25 protein-coding genes are annotated in these 24,266 nt (G+C 37.3%); 14 read left to right on the top strand and 11 right to left on the bottom strand.

The window, feature by feature from the left end; translation table 11 throughout:
• The first annotated feature begins 40 nt into the window (after nt 1-40).
• A complete protein-coding gene (gene pepF / locus V7138_RS14580; RefSeq protein ID WP_335398574.1) occupies nt 41-1,864 on the top strand; it encodes an oligoendopeptidase F in 1,824 nt (607 codons plus the stop codon).
• 32 nt (nt 1,865-1,896) lie between these two features.
• On the opposite strand, the gene V7138_RS14575 is transcribed toward pepF, so the two are convergent.
• The 4 genes from V7138_RS14575 to V7138_RS14560 form a co-directional block, all read right to left on the bottom strand.
• Entirely contained in the window at nt 1,897-2,043 is a 147-nt protein-coding gene (locus V7138_RS14575) for a hypothetical protein (protein ID WP_438824362.1), read from the bottom strand.
• A gap of 332 nt (nt 2,044-2,375) precedes the next feature.
• Complete coding sequence (locus tag V7138_RS14570; protein ID WP_335398570.1) at nt 2,376-3,233, bottom strand: ClpXP adapter SpxH family protein; 858 nt, start codon at nt 3,231-3,233, stop codon at nt 2,376-2,378.
• A gap of 180 nt (nt 3,234-3,413) precedes the next feature.
• A complete protein-coding gene (locus V7138_RS14565; protein WP_335398568.1) occupies nt 3,414-4,028 on the bottom strand; it encodes a lytic transglycosylase domain-containing protein in 615 nt (204 codons plus the stop codon).
• Nucleotides 4,025-4,624 (bottom strand): CYTH domain-containing protein, encoded by a 600-nt coding sequence (locus V7138_RS14560; protein WP_335398566.1) that lies wholly within the window; start codon nt 4,622-4,624, stop codon nt 4,025-4,027. Before V7138_RS14560 ends, V7138_RS14565 begins: the two co-directional genes overlap by 4 nt.
• A gap of 146 nt (nt 4,625-4,770) precedes the next feature.
• Between V7138_RS14560 and V7138_RS14555 the strand changes: the two genes are divergently transcribed.
• Genes V7138_RS14555 through V7138_RS14540 form a run of 4 tightly spaced genes read left to right on the top strand, consistent with a single transcriptional unit; the run spans nt 4,771 to nt 7,539 of the window.
• Nucleotides 4,771-5,148 carry a hypothetical protein gene (locus V7138_RS14555; RefSeq protein ID WP_335398564.1) on the top strand — a complete coding sequence of 126 codons (378 nt, stop codon included), beginning with the start codon at nt 4,771-4,773 and terminating at the stop codon, nt 5,146-5,148.
• A 23-nt stretch (nt 5,149-5,171) separates the two neighbouring features.
• Nucleotides 5,172-5,810, top strand: a complete 639-nt coding sequence (locus V7138_RS14550; RefSeq protein ID WP_335398562.1) for a GTP pyrophosphokinase — start codon at nt 5,172-5,174, stop codon at nt 5,808-5,810.
• Between the two features lie 17 nt (nt 5,811-5,827).
• A complete protein-coding gene (locus V7138_RS14545; RefSeq protein WP_335398560.1) occupies nt 5,828-6,622 on the top strand; it encodes an NAD kinase in 795 nt (264 codons plus the stop codon).
• Nucleotides 6,623-6,639: 17 nt separating this feature from the next.
• The gene (locus V7138_RS14540; protein WP_335398558.1) at nt 6,640-7,539 is read left to right on the top strand and encodes an RluA family pseudouridine synthase; all 900 of its coding nucleotides are present in this window, start codon (nt 6,640-6,642) and stop codon (nt 7,537-7,539) included.
• Between the two features lie 699 nt (nt 7,540-8,238).
• On the opposite strand, the gene prpE is transcribed toward V7138_RS14540, so the two are convergent.
• Together prpE and V7138_RS14530 are read right to left on the bottom strand one after the other, a co-directional pair.
• On the bottom strand, nt 8,239-8,976 hold the full coding sequence (gene prpE / locus V7138_RS14535) for a bis(5'-nucleosyl)-tetraphosphatase PrpE (protein WP_335398556.1): 738 nt from the start codon (nt 8,974-8,976) through the stop codon (nt 8,239-8,241).
• 69 nt (nt 8,977-9,045) lie between these two features.
• The gene (locus tag V7138_RS14530) at nt 9,046-10,221 is read right to left on the bottom strand and encodes an FtsW/RodA/SpoVE family cell cycle protein (protein ID WP_335398554.1); all 1,176 of its coding nucleotides are present in this window, start codon (nt 10,219-10,221) and stop codon (nt 9,046-9,048) included.
• A 282-nt stretch (nt 10,222-10,503) separates the two neighbouring features.
• On the opposite strand from V7138_RS14530, the gene mgtE reads away from it, so the two are divergent.
• Complete coding sequence (gene mgtE / locus V7138_RS14525; protein WP_335398552.1) at nt 10,504-11,883, top strand: magnesium transporter; 1,380 nt, start codon at nt 10,504-10,506, stop codon at nt 11,881-11,883.
• Between the two features lie 34 nt (nt 11,884-11,917).
• Nucleotides 11,918-13,765, top strand: coding sequence for a monovalent cation:proton antiporter family protein (locus tag V7138_RS14520; protein WP_335398551.1), 1,848 nt, complete (start codon nt 11,918-11,920; stop codon nt 13,763-13,765).
• Between the two features lie 41 nt (nt 13,766-13,806).
• Here V7138_RS14520 and fabI read toward each other — a convergent pair whose 3' ends face one another.
• Both fabI and V7138_RS14510 read right to left on the bottom strand, forming a co-directional pair.
• Nucleotides 13,807-14,586: an enoyl-ACP reductase FabI gene (gene fabI / locus V7138_RS14515; protein WP_335398549.1), complete on the bottom strand. Its 780-nt coding sequence runs from the start codon at nt 14,584-14,586 to the stop codon at nt 13,807-13,809.
• A 384-nt stretch (nt 14,587-14,970) separates the two neighbouring features.
• Nucleotides 14,971-15,762: an alpha/beta fold hydrolase gene (locus V7138_RS14510; RefSeq protein WP_335398547.1), complete on the bottom strand. Its 792-nt coding sequence runs from the start codon at nt 15,760-15,762 to the stop codon at nt 14,971-14,973.
• A gap of 205 nt (nt 15,763-15,967) precedes the next feature.
• Here V7138_RS14510 and V7138_RS14505 point away from each other — a divergent pair, with 205 nt between their 5' ends.
• Together V7138_RS14505 and V7138_RS14500 are read left to right on the top strand one after the other, a co-directional pair.
• Nucleotides 15,968-17,200: an MFS transporter gene (locus V7138_RS14505; RefSeq protein WP_335398545.1), complete on the top strand. Its 1,233-nt coding sequence runs from the start codon at nt 15,968-15,970 to the stop codon at nt 17,198-17,200.
• 6 nt (nt 17,201-17,206) lie between these two features.
• Entirely contained in the window at nt 17,207-18,553 is a 1,347-nt protein-coding gene (locus tag V7138_RS14500) for an amino acid permease (RefSeq protein WP_335398543.1), read from the top strand.
• Here V7138_RS14500 and V7138_RS14495 read toward each other — a convergent pair.
• On the bottom strand, nt 18,550-19,179 hold the full coding sequence (locus tag V7138_RS14495) for a LysE family transporter (protein ID WP_335398541.1): 630 nt from the start codon (nt 19,177-19,179) through the stop codon (nt 18,550-18,552). The two genes, V7138_RS14500 and V7138_RS14495, sit on opposite strands and share 4 nt — an antisense overlap.
• A gap of 87 nt (nt 19,180-19,266) precedes the next feature.
• Here V7138_RS14495 and V7138_RS14490 point away from each other — a divergent pair, with 87 nt between their 5' ends.
• Nucleotides 19,267-19,509, top strand: a complete 243-nt coding sequence (locus tag V7138_RS14490) for a hypothetical protein (RefSeq protein WP_335398539.1) — start codon at nt 19,267-19,269, stop codon at nt 19,507-19,509.
• Nucleotides 19,510-19,951: 442 nt separating this feature from the next.
• Complete coding sequence (locus V7138_RS14485; protein ID WP_335398537.1) at nt 19,952-20,776, top strand: UTP--glucose-1-phosphate uridylyltransferase; 825 nt, start codon at nt 19,952-19,954, stop codon at nt 20,774-20,776.
• A 136-nt stretch (nt 20,777-20,912) separates the two neighbouring features.
• Here the strand turns inward: V7138_RS14485 and V7138_RS14480 are convergent, their stop codons facing one another.
• Entirely contained in the window at nt 20,913-21,209 is a 297-nt protein-coding gene (locus tag V7138_RS14480) for a hypothetical protein (protein ID WP_335398535.1), read from the bottom strand.
• A gap of 17 nt (nt 21,210-21,226) precedes the next feature.
• Nucleotides 21,227-21,382 (bottom strand): hypothetical protein, encoded by a 156-nt coding sequence (locus V7138_RS14475; protein WP_335398533.1) that lies wholly within the window; start codon nt 21,380-21,382, stop codon nt 21,227-21,229.
• A gap of 451 nt (nt 21,383-21,833) precedes the next feature.
• On the opposite strand from V7138_RS14475, the gene V7138_RS14470 reads away from it, so the two are divergent.
• The 3 genes from V7138_RS14470 to V7138_RS14460 form a co-directional block, all read left to right on the top strand.
• Nucleotides 21,834-22,613, top strand: a complete 780-nt coding sequence (locus V7138_RS14470; RefSeq protein ID WP_335398531.1) for a sulfotransferase domain-containing protein — start codon at nt 21,834-21,836, stop codon at nt 22,611-22,613.
• A 172-nt stretch (nt 22,614-22,785) separates the two neighbouring features.
• Nucleotides 22,786-23,451, top strand: coding sequence for a sulfotransferase family protein (locus tag V7138_RS14465; RefSeq protein WP_335398529.1), 666 nt, complete (start codon nt 22,786-22,788; stop codon nt 23,449-23,451).
• A 21-nt stretch (nt 23,452-23,472) separates the two neighbouring features.
• On the top strand, nt 23,473-24,266 hold a 794-nt coding region (locus tag V7138_RS14460; protein ID WP_335398527.1), incomplete at its 3' end, for a glycosyltransferase.

Below are 24,266 nucleotides of genomic sequence, written 5' to 3'. Positions count from 1 at the left end.
AGAATACTTTTTAATGAATAACAAATAGGAGGTTATCAAAATGGCTGAACAATCAAATGTAAAAAAGCTCCCGAATCGGAATGAAATTGCCGAGCAGGATACATGGCGATTAGAAGATATATTTGCTTCAGATGCAGATTGGGAAAAAGAGTTTGCTGAAGTAAAAGAGATGATTCCTGGAATTGAAGCATTTCAAGGTAAACTAGGCGAATCAGCAGATAAGCTGTATGAAGCCTTAGCATATCAAGACGCAATATCTCTACGAATGGGGAAACTTTATACATACGCACATATGCGCAATGACCAAGATACGTCAAATTCTTCTTATCAAGGTTTATATGATCGTGCTACAAATCTATACACACAGGTAGGAAGTGCACTTGCTTTTATCGTCCCAGAAATTCTATCTGTCGATGAAGAAAAAATCAAATCCTTTTTAGCAGAAAAAGAGGAGTTGAGGGTATACGAGCATGCCTTAAGTGATATCAACCGTGAACGTCCACATGTTCTTTCTGCAAAAGAAGAGGCATTACTTGCACAAGCATATGAGGTAATGGATTCTTCAAGCAACACATTTGGTATGTTAAATAACGCAGATTTAACATTCCCAACCATCAAAGATGAGAATGGGGAAGAGGTTGAAATTACACATGGTCGTTATATTAACTTCCTCGAAAGTTCAGACCGACGTGTAAGAGAAGAAGCGTTTAAATCTGTCTATGATACATACGGCAAATTTAAAAATACGTTTGGAAGCACATTGAGTGGAAATATCAAAAAGAATAATTTTAATGCTCGTATTCGTAACTATAAATCTGCTCGAGAGGCAGCCTTAAGAAGCAATAATATCCCCGAGACCGTTTATGATAATCTTGTGAATACAATCAATGAACATTTGCCATTATTACATCGCTATGTTGACCTTCGCAAAAAAGCACTAGGTGTGGAAGAGCTTCATATGTATGACCTCTATACACCACTTGTAAAGGATGTAAAAATGGAGGTATCCTATGAGGAAGCAAAGGATTATATCCTTAAGGGGCTTGCTCCATTAGGTGAGGATTATTTACATGTATTAAAAGAAGGCTTTGAAAATCGTTGGGTGGACATTCATGAGAATAAAGGAAAGAGAAGTGGAGCATATTCATCAGGAGCTTATGGAACAAATCCATATATCCTTATGAACTGGCAGGATAATGTGAACAATCTATTTACATTAGCTCATGAGTTTGGCCACTCCGTTCATAGCTACTATACTAGGAATAACCAGCTATACACCTATGGAAACTATTCCATCTTTGTAGCAGAGGTAGCCTCTACTTGTAATGAAGCTCTATTAGGTGATTATTTATTGAAAACCCTTGAAGATGACCAACAAAGATTATATCTTTTAAACCATCAGCTTGAAGGATTTAGAGGAACTGTATTCCGTCAGACGATGTTTGCAGAATTTGAACATCTGATTCATAAAAAGGCTCAAGAAGGGGTAGCGTTAACTCCTGATTTATTAACCGAAATGTATTATGACCTTAATAAAAAATACTTTGGTACAAACATTGTCGTGGATGAGGAAATCGGTTTAGAATGGTCACGTATCCCACATTTCTACTACAATTATTATGTATATCAGTATGCAACTGGCTATAGTGCGGCAACGGCGTTAAGCAAGCAAATCTTAGAAGAGGGCGAGCCTGCTGTTAAACGATATATAAACAATTTCTTGAAAGCTGGAAGTTCTAATTATCCAATTGAGGTATTGAAAAATGCAGGGGTAGACATGACGTCTGCAGATCCAATAAAAGAAGCTTGTAAGGTATTCGAAGCTAAGCTAACTGAAATGGAAGAATTATTAAACAAGCAATAATGAAGAAGGGCATCCGTGTTGGATGCCCTTTGTCAGGAACGAAAACCCTTGAAACGATTTCGGTGATTATAAATAACGATGGTAACTAGTAATGAAAGAAATAAAAGTGGGGTTGTAATATAAAGGGGGATTAACTTCATTAATCCTAATATATTTAGTCCAAAGGTGATGATGATCATGAAAGTCCCGATTATCAGCCCGATTTTCCTCATCTTTAATTCCTCCATAGTTTTATAAGTTTTTCGTTAATTCCGCTAAATTTACTATATATTTTATATCTATGTCCAAGCATACGTTTTAAGAATTGGAATTTGACAACTTTGTGAAAAAATGTACAAATAGTTGAAACTGGTTATCAACCTTGTTATTATGTAATCAAGAAGTAATCACACAAACAACACCCCTTTGTTTGAAGTGAAATTTCTCCCATCCCCTTTATTGAAATAGAAAAAAGACTTGGACCAATCGGGTTCAAGTCTTTTTCGTTTTTCAATTTTTAACTCCAGCGCTTTTATTCTATATATCTCCAAAACGTTCCGTATTTGACAGGAACTTGTTCCACTTTTTGCTTTAAGATTAGCTTCTTCATTTCACGTTCGACTTCTGGTATCGGTAAATCATATAGAACTGAAATTTCTTTTGAGGCAACAAATTTAAAGTATCTTAAGAAATCCTCTAAGGGCGGTGGTGGTGTAGGTTCTATTTTCTCCCCAAGCATATCGTAAATAATATGAACATACATTTCATATGGATAGCAACCAGTGATTTTTAGTCCTTCTTCTTCAATGTTTTCATTGAAGAAAACAAGTGTTGGAATTTCATCTACTTCCATTTCAGATGTGATTTTTAAATCGCATTGGAATGCCTTTGCTGCACTTGATGAGTGAAGATCACTTTTAAATTCGTTAACATCAAGACCGACCTCGTCCGCGCATGCAAGCAATACATCGACTTCTGAAATATCGCGTTTCTCTAGAAAGAGATTTTCCTGAAGCTTTCGTAAAAAACGGATTCCTGCTTTTTTACCTTGTAACTCAGCAGCTTTAATCGCAATTGATACTGAATGGGGGGCAGCGATTGGATTCTCAAGCCAGAGGCTTCCATCACATGACATTCCTGATCTGCTAGCTGTGCGTTCCCATACCTGAGCTATGTCAGCAGGTTTTTTCCTCTTTTGAATATTCAAGGAAGCAAGGCGGCCACTTAAAATATGGCGAATTGTAAAGTAGTTTCCATATTCAATTGTCAGCTTTTTTAAAATGGGTTCCAGTGCCCAACAATCAGGACATAATGGATCAACAAACATATAGATTTCTAATGGCCGATTATTAGATGAGTGATTGAAACCCACATTTTCAGTTTGTTTCAAGACCTTACCCCCTTTCTACTCGCAAGGAGTGTATAACATATGTTGAATGTATTAACATTTTATCAATGGACGGGATTTATCTCAAATAAAGCGCACTTTTTGTAGGAAGAAATTTATGGAATCGAAATAATATCCGGTCATAATGAAAGAACTCTCCCTGTAGTACAGAGAGAGTTCGTGTTATCCAAAATAGCTTTCAGTTACTTTTTTAACATAGTTTTGTGTTTCTTTAAAAGGTGGAATTCCGCCATATTTGTCAACATTTCCGGGTCCAGCATTATATGCAGCTAATGCAAGTGAAATATTACCATTGTATCGGTCTAACATATTTCTTAGGTATTTCGTCCCGGCTTCAATGTTTTGAGCAGGATCTGTCATATCCGTGACGCCTAAACCTCGTGCAGTTGCAGGCATTAACTGCATAAGACCAGTTGCGCCCGCATGGCTTTTCGCATTTGGATTAAAATTGGATTCCTGTTTGATTACAGAACTAATCAAACGTTCATCGACATTATATTTTTGTGCTGCTCTTTGAATCAACTCATCAAAACTTGTGGAGACAGGCAACGATTGAGCGTTCGATATCGATAATGGTATATAATGCTTATTCGTATATAAAGATGAAGGGTCAACCTTCGACCGTATACTTTCAGCTGGTGCACTAGATGTATTCGCCATCAACTGTAATAGCATATCCTTAAAAACGGAATTGTCATTACTAGTCGAAGGTGAATTTGCCGTTGAAACATTCCGTAACGCTTGAAGCTCCATCAATACTTTAAAATCTATTTTCAACTGTGTTCCTCTCCTAGTAGAATTTGTTTTTTTTGATTATAAAATCTACGAATTTTATTGTCTGTTTTACGCAGTGGAATATTATATTGATCGAGTAGTTCTTTAAAAATTTCTTTTCCGATTACATCGTCCGTTACTTCATATTCTACCTCGAAATCGCTGCTGTTTAAATAGTAACTCTTATCCAATACAAGTAAGCCATCTTTATAATCAACTTCTGCTCGTTTCGTTTTAAGTGACCCAAAGAACATAACTTCCATCGGGTTAATGGTTAATGTTTTTAAGATGGCAGAAACTTCACCTTCAATCATTTGACCGCCATTAAGCATCTGTTTTGCTTCTTCAGTCGTTAAGACTTGATGTGTCTCAAGTAATCCTCGTTCAACAGGCTGCTTCAATGTGAGTGTAAATGTTCCTTTCTTTTCGCGGATACGGAGGGCGGCACCAAGATTTTTTAAAGAAAACTCGGCTGTATCAAAATAAAAATTCTCCTGTATGACCGTTTTCTCCTCAGTAATCGAGAATCCAGAGAGTAGTCGATGGTATTCATGTTCCGTAAGTATATTTTTAAATTCAATTTCAAGTTCTTGTGACATTATTTTCAACGCCCTTTATTACAGTTTGTCTTATTATATCATGTTAGTGCGTTTTTTTTAGGAATTGGTTAGCAGTTTCTTTAAAGAATCGATGTACATATGATAAAATAAGTGTGGATTTGGAAATGAGAAAAAGGAGATTACGAATGCAGAAGCGTATTGAAATTAGCCATATTAATGATTCTAACAACAGACTAGTGCTAAAAGCGGATCAAACTGATTTTGACACAACAGGATTGCGTGCCAGTGGTCAAATGCTTGTTGATTCCGATTCACTAGCATTCATTTACAAGCTTGAAAATGAACAGGAATTTATATATGTGAGTTTACCATCAGAAGTTTGGCCATCACTTAAAAAAATTATTTCAGAAAAACAACAAGTTATTTTACAACTAGAGGACAACGAACTTGAGCTGATCGATATCATTCCTGAATTGGAGTACCTTTTAGATAATATCAAAGGTAATGCCAATTATGGAGATGTTATGGTAGAACTCGTTGAAAAGACATTTTTATCCGAATAAGTTAATTAAAATGGGGGTCTATTATGAGTAAAGATTGGGATCTTTTTTTGGCTCCATACAAGCAAGCGGTGGATGAGCTGAAAATTAAGTTTAAAGGAATGAGAACTCAATTCGAAATGCAAGGTACCCATTCCCCTATCGAATTTGTAACAGGAAGAGTAAAGCCAATCCCCAGTATTTTAGATAAGGCAAAGAGGAAAAACATTCCGCTCGACAAAATTGAGGAAGAGATGCAGGATATCGCAGGGTTACGGATGATGTGTCAATTTGTGGATGATATCAAGCGGGTTGTGGGGCTTTTAAGGATGCGAACAGATCTAGAAATCTTAGAAGAACGAGATTATATTTCACAAAAGAAAGAGAGTGGATATCGTTCCTATCATCTTGTAATCAAGTATCCTGTTCAAACCATAAATGGTGAGAAGAAAATTTTAGTGGAAATACAGGTTCGCACTCTTGCTATGAATTTTTGGGCAACGATCGAACATTCCTTAAACTACAAATATAAGGGCAGTTTTCCTGAAGAAATCGAGCATCGCTTGCAAAGGGCATCAGAAGCTGCTTTTCTCCTAGATGAGGAAATGTCCAAAATACGTGGCGAAATCCAAGAAGCGCAAGCTATTTTTTCTAGAAAAACGGATAGTAAGGATTCGAAATCTTAATAGATAGGGTGTAAAATATGAAATTTGCTGTAACTTCGAGAGGTGACTCGAACTCGAATACATTAATGCAAAAAATAAAAACATACTTAATGGACTTCGGGCTCATATATGACGAGGATCAACCAGATATTGTCGTTACTGTCGGAGGAGATGGAACACTATTATATGCCTTTCATCGTTACCGTAGCCGATTAGATAAAACAGCCTTTGTTGGGATTCACACAGGACATCTTGGATTTTATGCAGACTGGGTTCCGGAAGAAATCGAAAAGCTTGTAATAGCTATTGCCAAAACCCCTTATCAGGTGGTTGAATACCCATTACTTGAGGTATATATTCGCTATATCAATGGTGGTCGGGAATCAAGATATCTTGCTTTAAATGAATGTACGGTAAAAAGTGTAGAGGGTTCACTTGTGATGGACCTCGAAATCAAGGGACAGCTTTTTGAAACATTCCGTGGGGATGGATTATGTATTTCGACACCTTCAGGGAGTACTGCATATAATAAAGCGCTTGGTGGTGCCATTTTACATCCATCGATTGAGGCAATACAGGTTGCGGAAATGGCGTCAATCAATAATCGCGTGTTCCGGACGGTAGGTTCACCCTTAATTTTACCAAACCATCATACGATTTTAATGAAACCCGTGAATGACGTCGATTTTCACATTACGATTGACCATTTGACCCTGTTGCACAAGGATGTAAAGTCCATTCAATGTAGGGTTGCACCTGAAAAAGTGCGTTTCGCACGTTTCCGCCCTTTCCCATTTTGGAAAAGGGTACGTGATTCGTTTATTTCGGATTGATAAAGGGGTCAAGGAATGTGACGGCTTTTACATTAGAATGGAAGATATCATTTTTAGATAAAGGTAAAGTTGTTCGAGAGTTTTTAAAAGAGCAAGCCATCTCAAAAACAGCTTTAACTGCGATTAAGTTTGAAGGTGGCGGCATTTTTATAAATGGCGCTCCTGTAACAGTTCGACATCGTTTGGTTGAAGGTGAGGTTCTAAAGGTTGTATTCCCACGAGAGGAACCCAGCATAGAGCTAAAACCTGAAAATCTGCCTTTGCAAATTGTGTATGAGGACCCTTTTGTCTTGGTTGTGAACAAACCGCCATTCCAACAATCAATTCCATCTAGGGAGAGTTCGACGGGTAGCCTGGCGAATGCCCTTCTATATTACTATCAATCGATAGACCATAAGGCAACGGTTCATTTAGTTAATCGGCTTGATCGAGATACATCTGGGTTATTGCTCGTCGCAAAGCATAGGCATATCCATCATTTATTATCTCAGCAACAAAAGGCTGGAAGCTTGAAGAGAACGTATGAAGCTATAGTTCATGGTGTGATAGATGAGGAATTAGGGACAATCGATGCCCCAATTGGGCGGAAGGACGATAGCATAATTGAACGCCAAGTGCGGGAGGATGGGCAAAAGGCGGTTACCCATTTTCAGGTTATTCAAAAGTATGCTGATTATACATATGTGCAGCTTCAACTAGAGACAGGTAGAACTCATCAAATCCGTGTCCATCTCTCTCATATTGGTCACCCGATTGTAGGGGATGATTTGTATGGGGGGATGCGGGCGGAGATGGATAGGCAAGCACTTCATTGCAGGGAGCTTCGTTTTTTGCATCCGATCGATAAAAAAGAGATTGTCATGGATGCTGAACTGCCGGAAGATATGAAGAAGTTATTGGAAAAAGCGACCTTGTGAGTAGCGGGTTTTTTTTAGGGTACAAAACAACAAAAAAATATCAAATGAGGCTCTAATTTATCATCTAAATTAGAGCCTTCGTTTTTATTGATTTATCAATGTTTAAAACCTAATAAACGTCAATTTATATACCATTTTGACATTGGTAACCAGCATTAGTAAAATAAACGGAGATTTTCCGGTTAAATGCAGAATGGAGTTCATTTTGGGGTAAATAAGGGGAGTTTTTCCGATTATGCCAAGCGAAAGTCCCCATTTTCCCCTTTTTTGAGTAAATAGACGGAATCTCTCCTTCTATTTAAACCTTTTTTAATTATAATTACAAATTAAGCGGAATTTTTCCGTGTATTATCAGCTCGGGAGCTTAACCTGATCCCTCAACCAATAGTGTGGACCTAGTTACAGGAATCCGCAGCTTGTTATCAGCACCCGTAAACGGAATCCTTAATGTTCTTTTTGCCTTCGATTTTCTATTCTAATTTAGTATTCAATTGCGATGATATTTAAGGTGTTAAAACCTGTTATATATATAGCGTTATTTTGCTATTTTCACCTCGAAACAGAACCCGTTACCTTGTGAGGTCGCTTGTTTGGTATCATGTCTAATTTTGAATTTAGCGGTACATGCTCCAGCAAAAAGTGAGCGAGCGTGTCGCGCAATATAGGTTTTGCGGTACATGCCCGACAAAATGCACGAACCTACCCAATCTCCCGAAACTTCTCCTCCACCATTGGCATTGACGAAGGGACTGAGATGGTCTCCATTTCCGGATACCTTAAAGCCGTCAAGCTTCCACCAAACACGCATCCAGTATCGATATTCACAGTATGATTTACCCATCTAGGCTTCTTCACTGGCGTATGCCCGTAGACGATCCAGGCCGAGCCCTGATAACGTTTGGCCCAATCCCGTCTTTCCGGTGTCCCATCAGGGTTATTCTTACCTGTAATATCCCCATACAACACAAAGGTTTTCACCTTTTTATCAGTGCGTCCGATATAGTCCTCACGTATCCCAGCGTGAGCGATCACTAATTTCCCCCCATCTAATCTCTCATACAAAGGGGCACCCTCATACAAATTAATAAACTGATTGCGAATCGATTCTTGTTCTTTTTTATCCAAAGCTTCATACTCAGCTGCCGTTGTTTCCAAGCCATGTGTAGTATGGACCTTGTTCCCGAGAAAAAAACGATATAGCTTATTACAGTGGTTGCCCGGTACATAATAGCCTTTTTTCTCTTGAACAACGAGCCTGTATACTGTTTCAATTACCTTTAATGACTTTGGTCCGCGATCAGTTAGGTCACCCACAAATGCTAGGACTCGCTCAGTATGTAATGGAATCCCGCGCTCCCACGAATAACCTAATTTCGTCGTTAATTCTTTAAGTTCTTTAAAACACCCATGAATATCACCGATTACATCTATTTTCATCCAAAACACCTCTCAACAAAAAAATCACGCCACACCTATTATTAGAAGTATGACGTGATTTTATTTCTATTAATCGAACATAAACTTTTTCGTTCTTGAACGAACATTTAGCACAATCCCAATAGCAATCATATAGGTGGCGAGGGAACTACCTCCATAACTAATGAACGGTAATGGAAGACCAGTGATAGGTAAGATTCCAACTGTCATTCCGACGTTTTGGAACACTTGGAAGGTAATCATTCCAATTACACCTGCACACAAGTAACTTCCGTATGGGTCGTGACTTTCTAGTGCGATATGAATCATTCGATAGATTAATAAGAAGAATAAGGAAATAATAATACTTGTTCCGATAAATCCAAACTGCTCGGCAACTACAGCAAATATAAAATCGGTATGCCCTTCAGGAATCGTAACCTCTGATTCCTGGAAGCCTTTTCCGCGTAATTGTCCAGACCCAATTGCAAGAAGGGAGCGAACTAATTGGTGGCCCTCGTTACCAGCTGTTTCAAAAGGTGCGAGCCAACCATAAAACCGATTCATCTGGTAGTCTTTAATAATATATTTAAAGAAAAAGTCCGGAAAATTGAAGTATAGAAATACGCCTAGGGAAATTGCAAAAACAGCTGAAAAGATAGCTGCAAAAATAATTCTCCATTTAATGCCTGCGACAAGAATCATTGTCGCAATGATGGACATAAAGACCATCGTCATCCCCATATCAGGCTGTAAAACTAAAAAACCAATCGGAGGGGCAGATGCTAATAAAATCTTTCCGATAAGAAGGAGATCATCCCTTACCGTATTAATCGGATATTTTTCCCGATGATCTGCAATAATTTTACTTAATACAATGATAATAATAATTTTCATTAGTTCTGATGGCTGAAAGCTAGCAAATCCAAAATTGTACCAGCTCGTTGCACCTTTTACCATAGTTGCAAAAGGGATGTCAACAATATATTTTTCAACAAAAAGACCAAATAATAGCACCATCCCGAATCCATATAAGTACCAGGAAATCATTTTGAAACGGTCAAAATCAATTACCATGGTCCCGATGATGGCGACAATACCAATCACATACCACTGAAGCTGTTGAGCTGCGAAATTTATATTTTTAAGCTTTTCCGGTAAAAAGGGCTGTGCGCTTTGGATTGCAATAGCACTAACAATGGCCATGAGAAATAAAATAAACAACAATGTATAATCAATTTTTTGAGGAGTATTTTCTTTATTCATGGATAAAAATCCTTTCTAATCAGGCACGAGTTTTATATCATAGGTAACAGGGTATAATTCAATATCCTGTTTTTAAATCTAAAATCCAGCTTCACGCGTGTCTTACGCATTTCAAGAGCCAATTCTATCTTAGCTTATTTTTGCTTCGTTGCAAATCATTACATCGTGCAAACTAAAAAAATAATGATATACATTTTGCCACTAAAAGTAAATGGTCGTATGTTACATTTTATGAAAAGTATGTTAAGATTTTATTTTTCAGTTGAAAGGGGGGGAAAGAACATGCTACAACAAGAAGTAACAGAAAAAGAGCAACAGCAATTAGAAAATGAACAATTGCTAACTGCTCTTGAAAATGAGAATATTGACGAATTCCGGGCCATATTCTTAGAAATACATCCATATGAAAGATCAAAATTCTATGCAAAATTACCAAAAGATGCTAGAATGCGCGTATATCTTTTTTTATCTCCAACTGAAATGGCCGAGGTTTATGAAAACCTGGAAATCGATGAGAATGAATATGAAGAGCTTTTATCAGAGATGGATCCAACCTTTGTCGCAGACATGCTTTCCCAAATGTATGCTGACGATGCTGTTGACGTATTAAATGAATTAGATAAAGACCAGGTTGCCAGCTATTTGACCATTATGGATGTTGAAGCTGCAGGGGAAATTAAACAGCTTCTTCATTATGAAGAATATACAGCTGGTAGCATCATGACTACCGAATTTATTGCCATAAATGCTAACCAAACCGTAAAATCAGCTATGTATATTTTGAAAAAGGAAGCACCTCGAGCTGAAACGATTTATTATGTGTATGTAATCGATGAAGAAAAACGACTTGTTGGTGTTATTTCAATCCGTGATTTGCTTATAAGTGAAGACGATACAATGATCCATGAAATTATGAATGACCGTGTTGTTTCCGTGTCTGTTAGTGAAGACCAAGAAGAGGTCGCACGGAAGATGAGGGACTATAATTTCTTAGCTGTCCCGGTTATTGACTTTCAAAATCATTTATTAGGAATTATTACTGTAGATGACATTATTGACGTTATCGATGAAGAAGCTTCTGATGATTACTCAAAGCTTGCAGGTATATCAGATGTAGATTCTGCTGATAAGAATATTTTTACATCCGCTAAGAAGAGATTACCATGGCTCATTATTTTATCCTTCCTTGGAATGATGACAGCAAGTTTAATCGGACGATTTGAAGCGACGTTGGATCAAGTTGCAATTTTAGCTGTTTTTATTCCGTTAATTGCAGGTATGGCAGGGAATACTGGAACACAAGCGCTGGCTGTCGCCGTTCGTCGAATTGCGATTGGCGAGGATGAGGATGAGAATAAATGGCTATTAATCTTAAGGGAAGCTGGGACCGGTGTCATAACTGGGGCTGTTTGTGGAACAGTCATCATGTTTGTGGTTTATTTTTGGAAAGGTGATTTCTTTCTTGGATTATTAGTTGGATTTTCTATTTTAATTACATTAATTGTGGCAACACTTGCCGGTGCGCTTGTACCTTTATTGATGCATCGTTTAAAGGTGGACCCAGCGGTTGCGTCAGGACCTTTTATTACCACCATTAATGACATTATTAGTATTCTCATTTATTTTGGATTAGCCACCTTTTTTATGGGCTATCTTGTTTGATCCAATTTTAGTGTGAAATATAAGGGGGTAAAACATGGAACATGGTGCTTCATTAACATCTTTAGTAATTGTGATGGTGGTGGCCTTTTTGACACCACTGTTATTACATAGGCTAAAACTCCGGATAATCCCAGTTGTTGTAGCTGAAATTATCATGGGGATTATTATTGGAAAAAGTGGGTTTGACGTGGTTGAACCTGATATGTGGCTTGAAACCTTATCAACATTAGGATTTATCTTTTTAATGTTTTTAAGTGGTGTTGAAATAGACTTTTCTGCATTTGCTGGAAGGAAAAAGAAACAAACACTACAGAGTGGCAAAAAGGCACCAAATACTTTCGTTGTGTCAGTAGTTGTGTTTGCAGGTATATTTATTTTATCGCTTCTATTATCATTCGTATTTGTGTGGACGGGTTTTACCGATAATGCCTTTTTAATGACATTGATTATTTCGACGATTTCATTAGGAGTGGTGGTACCAACCCTTAAGGATGCCCAAATTATGAAAACAAATATTGGTCAGATTATTCTACTTGTTGCTGTAGTCGCTGACCTTGTTACGATGATTTTATTAGCTGTATTTGCCTCTATTTACGGAGGCGGAGAGAGCAATATGTGGCTTCTGTTAATCCTATTTGGTGCAGGGGTACTCCTCTATTTGGTAGGGAAGAGGTTTCAAAATCGCTCCTTCCTTGAAACGATGTCAAAAGGAACAGTTCAAATTGGAACAAGAGCTATTTTTGCACTAATCATGATTCTTGTTGCTCTATCCGAAACAATCGGCGCAGAGAACATTTTGGGCGCATTTTTAGCGGGTGTCTTAGTTTCACTATTGTCTCCAAATCATGATATGGTGCAGCAGCTTGATTCGTTTGGTTATGGATTTTTAATACCAATCTTTTTCGTGATGATTGGGGTTGAACTTGATCTTTGGGCGCTTTTCCAGGATCCGAAGATTTTAATCCTGATTCCATTATTATTTATTGCTTTAGTTATTTCAAAAATGGTTCCGATTCTTTATATCAAGCGCTGGTATGATTGGCGAACCACGATTGGCGCTGGTGCTTTATTAACATCCACCTTATCTCTTGTGATTGCAGCAGCAACTGTTGGGGAGAAGATGGGAATCATTGATGACCGAATGTCGGGTGCCTTGATCCTAGTTGCAGTTATAGCTAGTATCGTTTCACCAATAGGGTTTAAAAAGCTTTTTCCAAAACAAATGGACGAAGACCCAGTTATCCGCGTTTCCTTTATTGGTGCAAACCAAATGTCATTACCTGTGATAAGGGATTTAAACTCAAAATTGTATGATACGACGATTTATCATACAATGCAGGATAAGATTGATAAAAAACATTCTGATTCTGTGTTTGATATTGTCGGGCTTGAAGATTATTCAATTGAAACCTTACAAGAGTTAAATGTGTTTGATGTAGAGATTTTAGTTATAACTACTGGGTCTGATGAGCAGAATGCCGAAATTGCGAAATACGCGAAGGATAATGGAGTAGAACGTGTTATTGCGAGAATTGAATCCGGTTCACTTGGTGATGAACTCAAGGATCAAAACATCGAAGTATTCTCTTTACTCATGTCGACTAATACATTGCTTCGTGCGTTAATAGAAGTACCTAGTATTATGACAATCCTAACCAATCAGGAACAGTCCTTGTATGAAATTGATATGAACAATAGCCTATATGATGGAACCATGCTTCGTAATTTCCCATTTACCGGAGATGTCATCTTTGTTCGAATCTTTAGAGGCAAGGATTCCATCGTTCCACACGGGGATACAGACCTACAGCTAGGGGATCGTTTGGTTGTTACAGGCTCGAGGGAGTATGTTGACGAGTTGAGAATGGATTTAGAATTTTAAAATAAGAAAGGGCGAGCCATTAATGGTCTCGCCCTCATTTTTTACCCTACAATATTATAACCGGAATCTACATAGATTACTTCACCCGTTACACCGCGTGATAGATTACTTAACATGGCGATGGACATGTTACCGACATCTTCTTTTGTAACATTTCGCTTAAGTGGAGCTTTTTCTTCAATCATTTTCATAATATCATTGAATCCTGGCACTCCTTTAGCAGCTAATGTTCTGATTGGGCCAGCTGAAATCGCATTGATTCTTACTCCGTCTTTTCCAAGGTCAAATGTCAGATATCTCACACATGCTTCAAGTGAAGCTTTTGCAATTCCCATTACATTATAACCAGGAAGAGCTCGAACAGCACCTAGGTAAGACATGGTTAAGATTGAAGCATCCTCTGCTAAATAAGGTCGAGCTGCTTTTGCTGCTGCCACTAATGAGTAGGCACTCGTGTCTTGTGCAAACGCATATCCATCTCTTGATGTATCGATAAAATCACCTTTTAAGTCATCTGCATTGGCGAATGCAACAGAGTGTACTAAGCCGTGAATCGTTCCTACTTTTTCACCAATTTCAGTAAATGCTTGTGCAATACTTTCATCACTATTCACATCACATCTAACAATCATTTCAGCAGGGTAGTTGTATTTCTCTAATAATTTTTCCAACTTTTCACGTGAACGATCTAGACGATATGTATAAATGACTTTTGCCCCAGCTTTATAAAGGGATTCAGCAACTCCCCATGCAATACTTCTTTCATTCGCTACGCCCATAACGACGATATTTTTACCTTCTAATTGAATTAAGTCCTCCATTGTTACCTCCATAACAGCATAAAAAATTTTATTTCACTTTTTATTATACCTGGTTTTAGTATCTGATACTAATTATAACATTTTTTATTAATTTACCCAAGTGTTTGTGATGTTTAAATGCTTTTATATTTCAATTTTTTCATCGTAACTAATAAATGTTTAAAGAAACCTGCATAGTAATCAAAAGTCATGGTAATTTTTGAGAAAGTAGTTTCTGGCATCTTTTGGTGTTTGTTACATGATTGCGATGATATGTTTATATGAATGGTTTATTTGGGAATGGTTAGTTTGTCACCTAGCGTAATTTAAGTCCAATAGTGCAAGTGGTTCATACATTATGGACCATCCATAATGACAGTTTGAGGTTTTGTGGATATTTTTTAATTAATCATCTTCATTATTGTTGTGTTGTAAACTTACAAATTGAAATATTAATTCATTTAATTCTTTTGCAGCATCAGTTGGTATATGGTGATCAGCATTTTCAATAAACTTTAATTCATTAACAGGTAATTTTTTATGCAATTGCTTCGCGTAAGAATGAAATGGCTTATCCTTTTTTCCATAAATTAATAAAACGGGAAGGGCGATTTGATTCAATTGGTTAGTACAATTATAATCCAAGCTATACCGATAGTATTGCTCGATGTTTCTTGAATCTCCTTTTCGAGCTTCTGTAACCATTTTCTTAAACAGCTTTAGTGTATTTTTTGAATTGCTCCACGATATAGACCACGCCAATAATGGTACAGCTCCAGCATTCGCAAGCTTAGCACCTAATGAAATCTTCTTTCGTAACGACTGATCCAATACTTCTGACATTCCTCCAATGACAACTCCTCCTAAAGCTCGATCGGCTGATGTTATCAAAAATTCTAATGCGATAGATCCTCCGGTTGAATAGCCGCAAATAAATGCTTTTTTTATTTCAAGATAGTCCAACAAACGTTTGATATCATCAACAATCAATTGATAAGTTATAGGATGACTTGAATAACTACTTCTTCCGTGCCCCCTAATATCAAAGGTTAAGACTTGAAAGTTTTTAGATAAATCGTCTAATTGGTAATTGAAATTAACGGAAGTAAGTACAGGTGGATGAATAAAAACGATAGGTACCCCTTTTCCCTTAATGGTATAGTACAGACTTACTCCATTTAAATTAATCTTTGGCATTTGTTCTACTCACCTCATTTTGTGTTAGTAATAAATTTTCCAACTTATTTGCATTTTATTATTGAAGTCGATTATCTTTATTTATTTCTGGCATTTTTACATTTCATCTGGCCACATCAATTTAAACCCTTTATGCATAGTAAGGGATGTTTAAGGATAGGTTAATCTTGATATAAACGATTAGAATTCCGAAGGAGATAGGAGAATGCACAAAAAAGAGAAATGGGGCGTGCTTTCGCTTGCATCCATCCCATTAGTCATGACCTTGGGCAATTCTATGCTGATTCCAGTTTTACCAATCATGGAAAAGGAACTCGCTATTTCTTCTTTTCAATCAAGCTTGATCATTACGATATATTCGGTTGTTGCGATTATTTTAATACCTATTGCTGGTTTTCTCTCTGATCGAATCGGAAGGAAAAAAGTGATCATCCCAAGCTTAATTATTGCTGGGATTGGAGGTTTACTTTCAGGGCTAGCTTCGTGGTTATTCGAAAGCCCTTATATCTTAATTCTAATAGGAAGACTATTACAAGGTGTTGGAGCAGCTGGAGCTTCACCGATTGTTTTACCATTGGTAGGGGATATGTGTAAAAGTGAAAAAGATGTGAATACCGGACTAGGATTAATCGAAACATCCAATACCTTTGGAAAAGTGCTAAGCCCAATTTTAGGTGCAATATTGGCTGCTATGATTTGGTATTTGCCTTTTTTTGCTTTTCCAATTTTTTGTTTGATTTCAATTCTTTTGATTCAATTTATGGTTCAAACGCCAAAGGACGATGAGGTAGATACCTCAAGCTTTGCTTTTTTTCTGAAAAAAATTATGCGTACCCTTAAGGAAGAGGGACGATGGCTGATTTCTATCTTTATTGTTGGAGCTATATGTTTTTACATTCTTTTTGGTATGCTCTTCTTTTTATCTTCGATTTTGGAGGACAAATACGGGATTGATGGAATTAAGAAAGGTCTCATCCTTGCAATTCCACTTGGTGCCCTTTGCCTCGCTTCATTCATCACTGGAAAGAAGCTAGGTGATGATAAAAATGTAATCAAATGGATCATTTTTACAGGGGTTTTTGGATCTACATTGGCTGTTTTTGGGATTTGTTATACCGAAAACCTATATATTTTTTTAGCTGCTCTTGTTGTTTGTGGAGTAGGCATTGGAATAGCTCTTCCAAGTTTGGATGCACTCATTACAAATGGTACAGAAAAAGATGAAAGAGGCACTATTACCTCTATTTATAGTAGTTTTCGATTTATAGGTGTTGCTGTGGGCCCTCCTGTATTCGCAATATTAATGAAGCTTTCACATGATATTTTGTTTTTCTCTGTAACAGGAATTTCGGTAATTGCATCTATACTTGTATTATTTTTCATTAAGCCACCGAAGCGGGTCAGAACAGATTCTTTATTCCAAAAAGTAAAGAGGTAGGGGAAAATGGCGAAAGAAAAAAGTGAGAAAAAGATTAAGTGGTGGCAGCTCTCTTTATTTGGTGTCGGGTGTACAATAGGTACAGGCTTTTTTTTAGGGTCTAGTATTGGCATACGCACGGCTGGCCCTTCTATCTTGATTTTATTTGTTATAGCTGCTATTGGAACCTACTTTGTATATGATGGCTTAGCTAAATTAACTGCAAAGAAGGCTGAAAAAGGGGCATTTCGTACCTATGCGAAACAAGCTTTTGGAAACTGGGCAGGTTTTAGTATTGGATGGATATATTGGAGTGCTGAGATCCTTATTATGGGAAGTCAGTTAACGGCATTATCCATTTTTACAAAGTTTTGGTTTCCGAATATTCCGCTTTGGATTTTTGCTGCAATCTATGGAGTATTAGGGTTAGGGGTTTTATTAATTGGGACCAGCGGTATCAATAAACTTGAGAATGTCTTTGCACTCATTAAAATATCTGCCATTCTGATGTTTATCGTCATTGGAGTGTTGGCAGTCACAGGTGCGATCGATGGAATACGTGAGCCTCAATTTCCAACTGAATATTTTCCAAAAGGAATCATGGGGCTTTGGTCAGCTTTAATTTTTGCCTATTATGCATTTGGTGGAATTGAAGTGATGGGTCTAATGGCAACCCAGCTTAAGGATAAAAGTGAAGCCCCAAAGGCTGGAAAGATAATGATTCTTCTATTGACGATCATTTATTTAGGATCAATTGGACTTGCTATTATGCTTGTCTCATGGAATGTTTTTACAGGAGAAGAAAGCACCTTTGTTGTGGCTCTTGATAATTATAATATCCCACTTGTTGCAGATATTTTTAATGGGGCCCTCATTATAGGTGGTTTCTCCACTATGGTTGCGGCCCTCTATGGGGTAACCAGTATATTAGTCAATCTGTCAGAAGATGGAGATGCTCCAAAAATCTTTTCGAAAAAAGGAAAATTAAAGGTACCTTTACCAGCCTTTCTATTAACGGCTTCGGGACTACTCGCGTCCATCATCAGTTCACTCTTAATGCCAGATAGCATTTATGAATATATAACAACTGGTGCAGGACTTATGCTGTTATACAATTGGCTGTTTATCTTATTGTCTGCGAATCGCCTATTAAAGCCTGGATTCCTTGGGAAACTGAAATATTATTTGGGTATGCTGTTCATATTGCTTGCCGTTAGTGGCACCTTATTTAGTAAGGAAATTCGTCCAGGCTTCTTTATTAGTTTAGGCTTTGTCTTGATTATTGGTATATTTGCATTTGTTAAAAATGCAGGATGGAAAAAGAAAGATGCCATGAGTATGGGAACATTGTTTGAAAAGCTTGAAAAACCTTAGTAACTTAGCAAAAGTGTGATACCTTGGATTCCAAAATAAATACCGAAACCAATGAGTGATAGGCCGGATATGATCGATATGAGTGCTAACAGAAGTGATGTTAAAATTCTCCGGAACCCACTTGCTATCGTGGCCATGGTTACATCCCAGAGCAATAAACCACAGAAAATAGCTGCACTGTAAATGATAAGCTCACTATTTGTTGATGTTGCGGCTGTTTTAGCTAATACAGAACCGTAGATCCCTAACCAGAATAATATGGTTAACGGATTTGTAATTGACATGATAAAACCGGACAAAAAAGCTTTAGAAGCAGGTTCCAGATTTCTGGAACTCTGCATATTGATTTTTCCGGCACTTAAAAGGCTCTCTATCCCAGTGTAGATTAAAACAAAACACCCAAATAACCATAAGAATGTTTGAATAAATGGGGTATTAATAAACGACACTAGTCCAAGGTAAACGACCAGCATATAAACCCCATCAGCTAGAACAGCACCAACACCAACTAACCATGCATGTAAAAAGCCAAATTTTATACCCCGGTCTAATTGTGCAGCATTAACAGGTCCTATTGGTGCCGCTAGACTTAGACCTAATAAAACATAACTTAACAATACTCCCACTCTCTACACTCCTTGAAAAAAACTTGTCTCAACAGTGTATTCAGGTGGAAGGACTTGTACTACTACTTTTTGAAGGGGAAGAAGTTAATGGAAAATGGAACACATCTATTTATCCAATCGGTCGATGAAGCCGAGAAAGCAGTAATCGAAACACAAGGAAATGATGACCTAGAGCGGTTCCAGCATGCACAGAACTTGGTATTACTTGCGAAAGAACAATTACGCATAGTTGAAAATTCTGGAGAAAACGGTGAGAAGGAAATCCGACGTGCTAAAGAAAGACTTCGAAGGCTTGAGGAAACACAGCATGCTAATGAAATGATGAATTAATTTTATATAGTAATTTTAGGCTACTCAAATATGGGTAGCTTTTTGTTCTTTCATAAAGCAGGATCACAATATTGACTTTTAGGACTATCGGAAAACTACCGTGAAGCAAGGAAGAAAAAAGAATCGAAGGTAAATATTTTAATGAAAATATATGGAGAAGGTGATCAACGCTTCTCTACTACATAATTTAATTAAAATAAAGAAATTGCCCTCTAGATATGGAAACGCATCATATTTCATAAACAAGCATTTATAAAAAATACTATGCGTAAGTAGCCTAGGGATTTTGAAACCGTGGTTTTTTTAGTTTAAAAACTACCATATTCCTTACTAATAAACGTTATGCGTTTTTCTCATTTAGTCGCCCTTTCTAAGGTGGACAACTTCCTCGTAAAGCACTCGTGAATAAATTGAATAATAACAGAAGGGGGGAGACAACTAAATGATTAAAAAGGCTATTATTCCAGCAGCTGGGTTTGGAACACGGGGATTACCAATGACGAAAGTACTTCCTAAAGAAATGCTCCCTATTGCAGGTCGACCAGCTATTGATTACATTGTCGAAGAAGCTGTGAAAGCAGGTATTGAGCAGATTTTAATGATTGTCTCACGTACCAAGAACTTAATTGTCGATTATTATGATAGATCCCTAGAATTAGAAGCATTTTTAGAGCAACAAAATAAAAAACACCTCCTCAACACATTGGAGCTTCCGAAAGTGAAAATTTATTATATGAGGCAGTTCTATCCAAAGGGGTTAGGGCATGCCGTTTTATTAGCGAAGGAATTTGTTGGAAACGATCCATTTGCGATCTTGCTACCGGATGAAATTTACCTTTCTACTAAACAAAATCCATTAGAGGAGTTAATAGACTCTTATAATGAATATGGTAAAAATGTCATAGCCTTACAACAGGTGGATGAAGAATATTTGAAAAGCTATGGAGTCATTCAAGTCGAAAAAAAGGAAAAAGATAATTTATATAAAATTTCTGATATAGTTGAAAAACCAAAAACGAATCCACCCTCAAACCTTGCTGTTACAGGAAGATATATTTTGAAGCCAGACATTTTTTCATGCTTAGAGCAGACAAAACCTGGAGTTGGTTCTGAGGTGCAGTTAACCGATGCGATCAAGATGATGCTACAATCAGAGTCAGCATATGGGCTTGAGGTTGCCAGTGAGCGCTTTGATATTGCAAAGGAAGCTGATTATGTAAGGCTTGTGCAAAAAATATACACATTACAAGGGGAAAAGGAGGAGTAAATGCAGAGAAAAAGCTAAAGGTGAGCTTACCTTTAGCTTTTTTTCTTATATTCTAAAATGACCTCCAGTACATAATAGTTAATAAAATATATTCAGCGGAAAAATAGGATGAATGAGGTAACAAGCCTCATCGTGGTTAACAAGATGAGAATGTAATAGCGGTAGTATTGTTAAGCCCGATAACAGTTATTGGAACATTACTGGTAGTATCAGTACCATTTCCGAGTTGTCTAAAAAAGTTATCACCCCAAGCGCTGACTGCTACTTGGCTGTTTTCTTCATAACCAAATGGCTTTAGTCCAATGTCTGCAGGTTTAAAGTTATTAACAAATAATGTAAACGGCAAAACAAGTAAAAGTACGATTCCTGCCATTATTAGATACGCATTTCTCCATCCAAAGTTTTCAATAGAAGATGAGATAATTGGGTTCATGATTGCCCGCCAATTCCTTAAAATGACACCGCAATTCCCATTTCTAGTCCAACCTTCTTTTGAAACCAGTTCCCAACCATAATCGGTGCAGGGATAACAAAAACAAGTGCTACAGCCAAACCTAAAACGGCACCAGTCACATAAAATTGCCATACTGCTGTAAATTGTGACATTGCTGCAACTGCATGGGCTATAATTCGGAATACCACCTGATAAAAGTATGCGAATATTAAACTTTGGTAAAAGCTTACCAACAAACGGTAATGTGTATAGAATCTAGTTTTGTGTAGTATTGAAACATGAAATGTTTTCTATAGGAATGCATTGGGGGAGCAGATATGAGGGACTTGAAAAAGTTTTTCTGGGCTTTTTGCCTATAAAAAAGCAAGCTTTCGTTAAGCCTACTTTTCTTCGTTTTTTCGAAAATCTTTCGGGGGCATTCATGCACTTTGTTAACAATACACTCTTCAAATTACAGGGATCCGGTTAGCGTATGGGCAAAGGTAAAAATCTAGGTGTAAAAATAGTATAAGGCCTATTCCATGTTTAATCAACCGAGCATAAAAATAATATAGAGATATGTTCAACCTATAGAGTTTTTGATGAGTGATAAGGAGGGGGATAATGAATAAAATGATTGAACAACAACGAATGCCGGATTTTCTTATAATCGGGGCTCAAAAATGCGGAACCACATCACTGTATAATTATTTAATAAAACATCCAAATGTAGTACCAGCTAAGAAGAAAGAAGTTCATTTTTTTGATTATCAATTTGAGAAAGGTATTGCTTGGTATAGAAAACATTTCCCACTGGTATTTGAAAATAACCCTAATCTAATTACCGGAGAAGCAAGTCCTTATTATATTTTCCATCCCCATGCTCCTCAGAGAATATCAGAAATGATGCCACGAGTGAAGATCATAGTCATGTTGAGAAACCCGGTCGACAGAGCTTATTCACATTTTCAACATGAAATAAGGTTGGGGGCAGAAACATTATCTTTTGAAGAAGCTATTGAAAAAGAAGCTGCGAGATTACAAGGCGAAAAAGAGAAGATGATGAAGGATGAAAATTACTACAGTTATAATCATCAACATTACTCCTATTTATCCAGAGGCATCTATGTTGATCAACTAAAAGCCTGGATGGAGAAGTTCCCTAAAAAACAGTTTTTGATCGTCAAAAGTGAAGATTTTTTTTATGATCCATTAACCGTTTTCGATAGAGTGCTCCATTTCTTAAACTTGCCAGTCTGGGAGTTAAACAAGGGAAAAAAATACAATGCAGGCCATTACTCAAAGATGGATGACGTTATGAGGAAGCACCTTATTGATTACTTTAAACCGCACAATCAGCGGTTATATGAAATTTTGGGTGAAAATCTTGATTGGGAACAATAACAAGTAGAGGGAAAGACACCATTGCGAATCTCAAGTATGACTCGCAATGGTCCTTTTTAAAGTCTTTTTCATCTTTTTAGACAGATGATGGTTTTGCTAAATTTCCATTTGTGGTCTATAACTTTAGCAAATAGCCAAGCGAATATCAATCAATCATTGGGGAGGGAAAGTTTTGGCTGAAAAAAGTAAATTATTCCTTGTGTTATGTCTTCATCGATCTGGCTCCAGCGCTACAGCTGGGGTGATGCATCATTTGGGCATTCATATGGGGAACAACTTAATACCGCCAAGCCGTCATAATAAGAAAGGATATTTTGAGAATCAGGATTTCGTCGAAATGAACGATATGTTGCTGAATAGTATCGGTGGTGGAGTCTGGAACCCGCCTACAAGAGATCAGGTGATCAAATCCAGTTTCCCATCAGAACAAATTCACGCTTTTTTATCGAATCAAGTAAAACCTGTTTGGGGACTTAAAGACCCCAGAACGCTATTAACATTTGAAATCTGGAAACCTTATTTTGAGGAAATAGCTGATATTACCTATGTTTTTGTTCATAGACCCTTTGAATCTTCGGTCTATTCTTTAGATTACCGTCAAAAAAAAATGAACAGAAAGACAGCGGATGAAATATTAACTATTTATTTAAAAAACCTATATTATTATCGACATAATTTTGGTATCGATAAGCAGGATATTATTGATGTTTATTATGAGGATATGTTGAAAAATCCACGGCCGTTTGTACATGAATTTAACAAAAGAATAGGTCGAAATCCTGAAAATAATTTGGAGTTGGTCTATGAATTTCTAAATAATAATTTGAAGCATCACTAGCAAAGACGGGAGGGATCCATAATGAAAACAATCGGACACATAACGAAAGAATTCCTACATCTAAGTGAAACCTTTGTTCTTCGGCAGATTGTACAAAATCAATGGTTTCGGAATGTAGTATTTACAAGTAAACGGAAGAATGAACATTTGTTTCCTGCCTTAGATTTGATAGAGATTCATAATAAGGCGGACTTGGCAAAAGCCTTGGAACAGAGCCGTGTAGATTTAATTCACGCTCACTTTGGTCCTAGTGCGCTATACGCTCTATCGGCCAAAAAGAAGCTGGGTATTCCGATGCTTACCTTTATCCATGGGTACGATGCCCGGCAATATCCGAATAGAACCCCGAAGAAAATGAAGCAATATATCGAATTATTTGAAGTTGGGGAATTATTCGCTGTTCCATCAGAGGCCATAAAACAACAACTCATTGCACTTGGGTGCCCAACTGAAAAAGTGATTGTCTGTCATTTGGGCGTGGATTTATCGTTTAGATTTCGACCGCGAACCTTGGACAATGGTGAAATTCGTTTAATTTCCGTTGGTCGGCTTGTTGAGAAGAAAGGGCATAACCATTTAATTCAAGCACTCTCAATCGTTCAGAAGCAAATTCCTAATTTTCATTTGACAATCATTGGTGAAGGAGCCGAGCGGGAAGAGTTGACGGCTTTAATTGCCCGCTTAGGACTTGAAGAGAAGGTAAGTCTTTTAGGTGGCCAAAGTCATTCGAAAGTGTTGAACGAATTGGATCGGTCTCATATCTTTTGCCTAGCTAGCGTTACTGGTCAAGATGGTAATATGGAAGGTCTTCCGGT

The organism is Bacillus sp. JJ1533, from assembly GCF_036965045.1.
GTDB lineage: Bacteria > Bacillota > Bacilli > Bacillales > Bacillaceae_L > Ferdinandcohnia.
The sequence above is the reverse complement of the archived record's forward strand: the minus strand, read 5'-3'. Positions and strand labels throughout refer to the sequence as shown.

What these genes read in the sequence shown, in the direction of transcription:
- pepF (WP_335398574.1), top strand. Translation starts at nt 41, where the DNA reads ATGGCTGAACAATCAAATGTAAAAAAGCTCCCGAATCGGAATGAAATT.
- V7138_RS14575 (WP_438824362.1), bottom strand. Translation starts at nt 2,043, where the DNA reads ATGATCATCATCACCTTTGGACTAAATATATTAGGATTAATGAAGTTA.
- V7138_RS14560 (WP_335398566.1), bottom strand. Translation starts at nt 4,624, where the DNA reads ATGTCACAAGAACTTGAAATTGAATTTAAAAATATACTTACGGAACAT.
- V7138_RS14555 (WP_335398564.1), top strand. Translation starts at nt 4,771, where the DNA reads ATGCAGAAGCGTATTGAAATTAGCCATATTAATGATTCTAACAACAGA.
- V7138_RS14550 (WP_335398562.1), top strand. Translation starts at nt 5,172, where the DNA reads ATGAGTAAAGATTGGGATCTTTTTTTGGCTCCATACAAGCAAGCGGTG.
- V7138_RS14545 (WP_335398560.1), top strand. Translation starts at nt 5,828, where the DNA reads ATGAAATTTGCTGTAACTTCGAGAGGTGACTCGAACTCGAATACATTA.
- prpE (WP_335398556.1), bottom strand. Translation starts at nt 8,976, where the DNA reads ATGAAAATAGATGTAATCGGTGATATTCATGGGTGTTTTAAAGAACTT.
- V7138_RS14530 (WP_335398554.1), bottom strand. Translation starts at nt 10,221, where the DNA reads ATGAATAAAGAAAATACTCCTCAAAAAATTGATTATACATTGTTGTTT.
- mgtE (WP_335398552.1), top strand. Translation starts at nt 10,504, where the DNA reads ATGCTACAACAAGAAGTAACAGAAAAAGAGCAACAGCAATTAGAAAAT.
- V7138_RS14520 (WP_335398551.1), top strand. Translation starts at nt 11,918, where the DNA reads ATGGAACATGGTGCTTCATTAACATCTTTAGTAATTGTGATGGTGGTG.
- fabI (WP_335398549.1), bottom strand. Translation starts at nt 14,586, where the DNA reads ATGGAGGACTTAATTCAATTAGAAGGTAAAAATATCGTCGTTATGGGC.
- V7138_RS14510 (WP_335398547.1), bottom strand. Translation starts at nt 15,762, where the DNA reads ATGCCAAAGATTAATTTAAATGGAGTAAGTCTGTACTATACCATTAAG.
- V7138_RS14505 (WP_335398545.1), top strand. Translation starts at nt 15,968, where the DNA reads ATGCACAAAAAAGAGAAATGGGGCGTGCTTTCGCTTGCATCCATCCCA.
- V7138_RS14500 (WP_335398543.1), top strand. Translation starts at nt 17,207, where the DNA reads ATGGCGAAAGAAAAAAGTGAGAAAAAGATTAAGTGGTGGCAGCTCTCT.
- V7138_RS14490 (WP_335398539.1), top strand. Translation starts at nt 19,267, where the DNA reads ATGGAAAATGGAACACATCTATTTATCCAATCGGTCGATGAAGCCGAG.
- V7138_RS14485 (WP_335398537.1), top strand. Translation starts at nt 19,952, where the DNA reads ATGATTAAAAAGGCTATTATTCCAGCAGCTGGGTTTGGAACACGGGGA.
- V7138_RS14480 (WP_335398535.1), bottom strand. Translation starts at nt 21,209, where the DNA reads ATGAACCCAATTATCTCATCTTCTATTGAAAACTTTGGATGGAGAAAT.
- V7138_RS14475 (WP_335398533.1), bottom strand. Translation starts at nt 21,382, where the DNA reads ATGTCACAATTTACAGCAGTATGGCAATTTTATGTGACTGGTGCCGTT.
- V7138_RS14470 (WP_335398531.1), top strand. Translation starts at nt 21,834, where the DNA reads ATGAATAAAATGATTGAACAACAACGAATGCCGGATTTTCTTATAATC.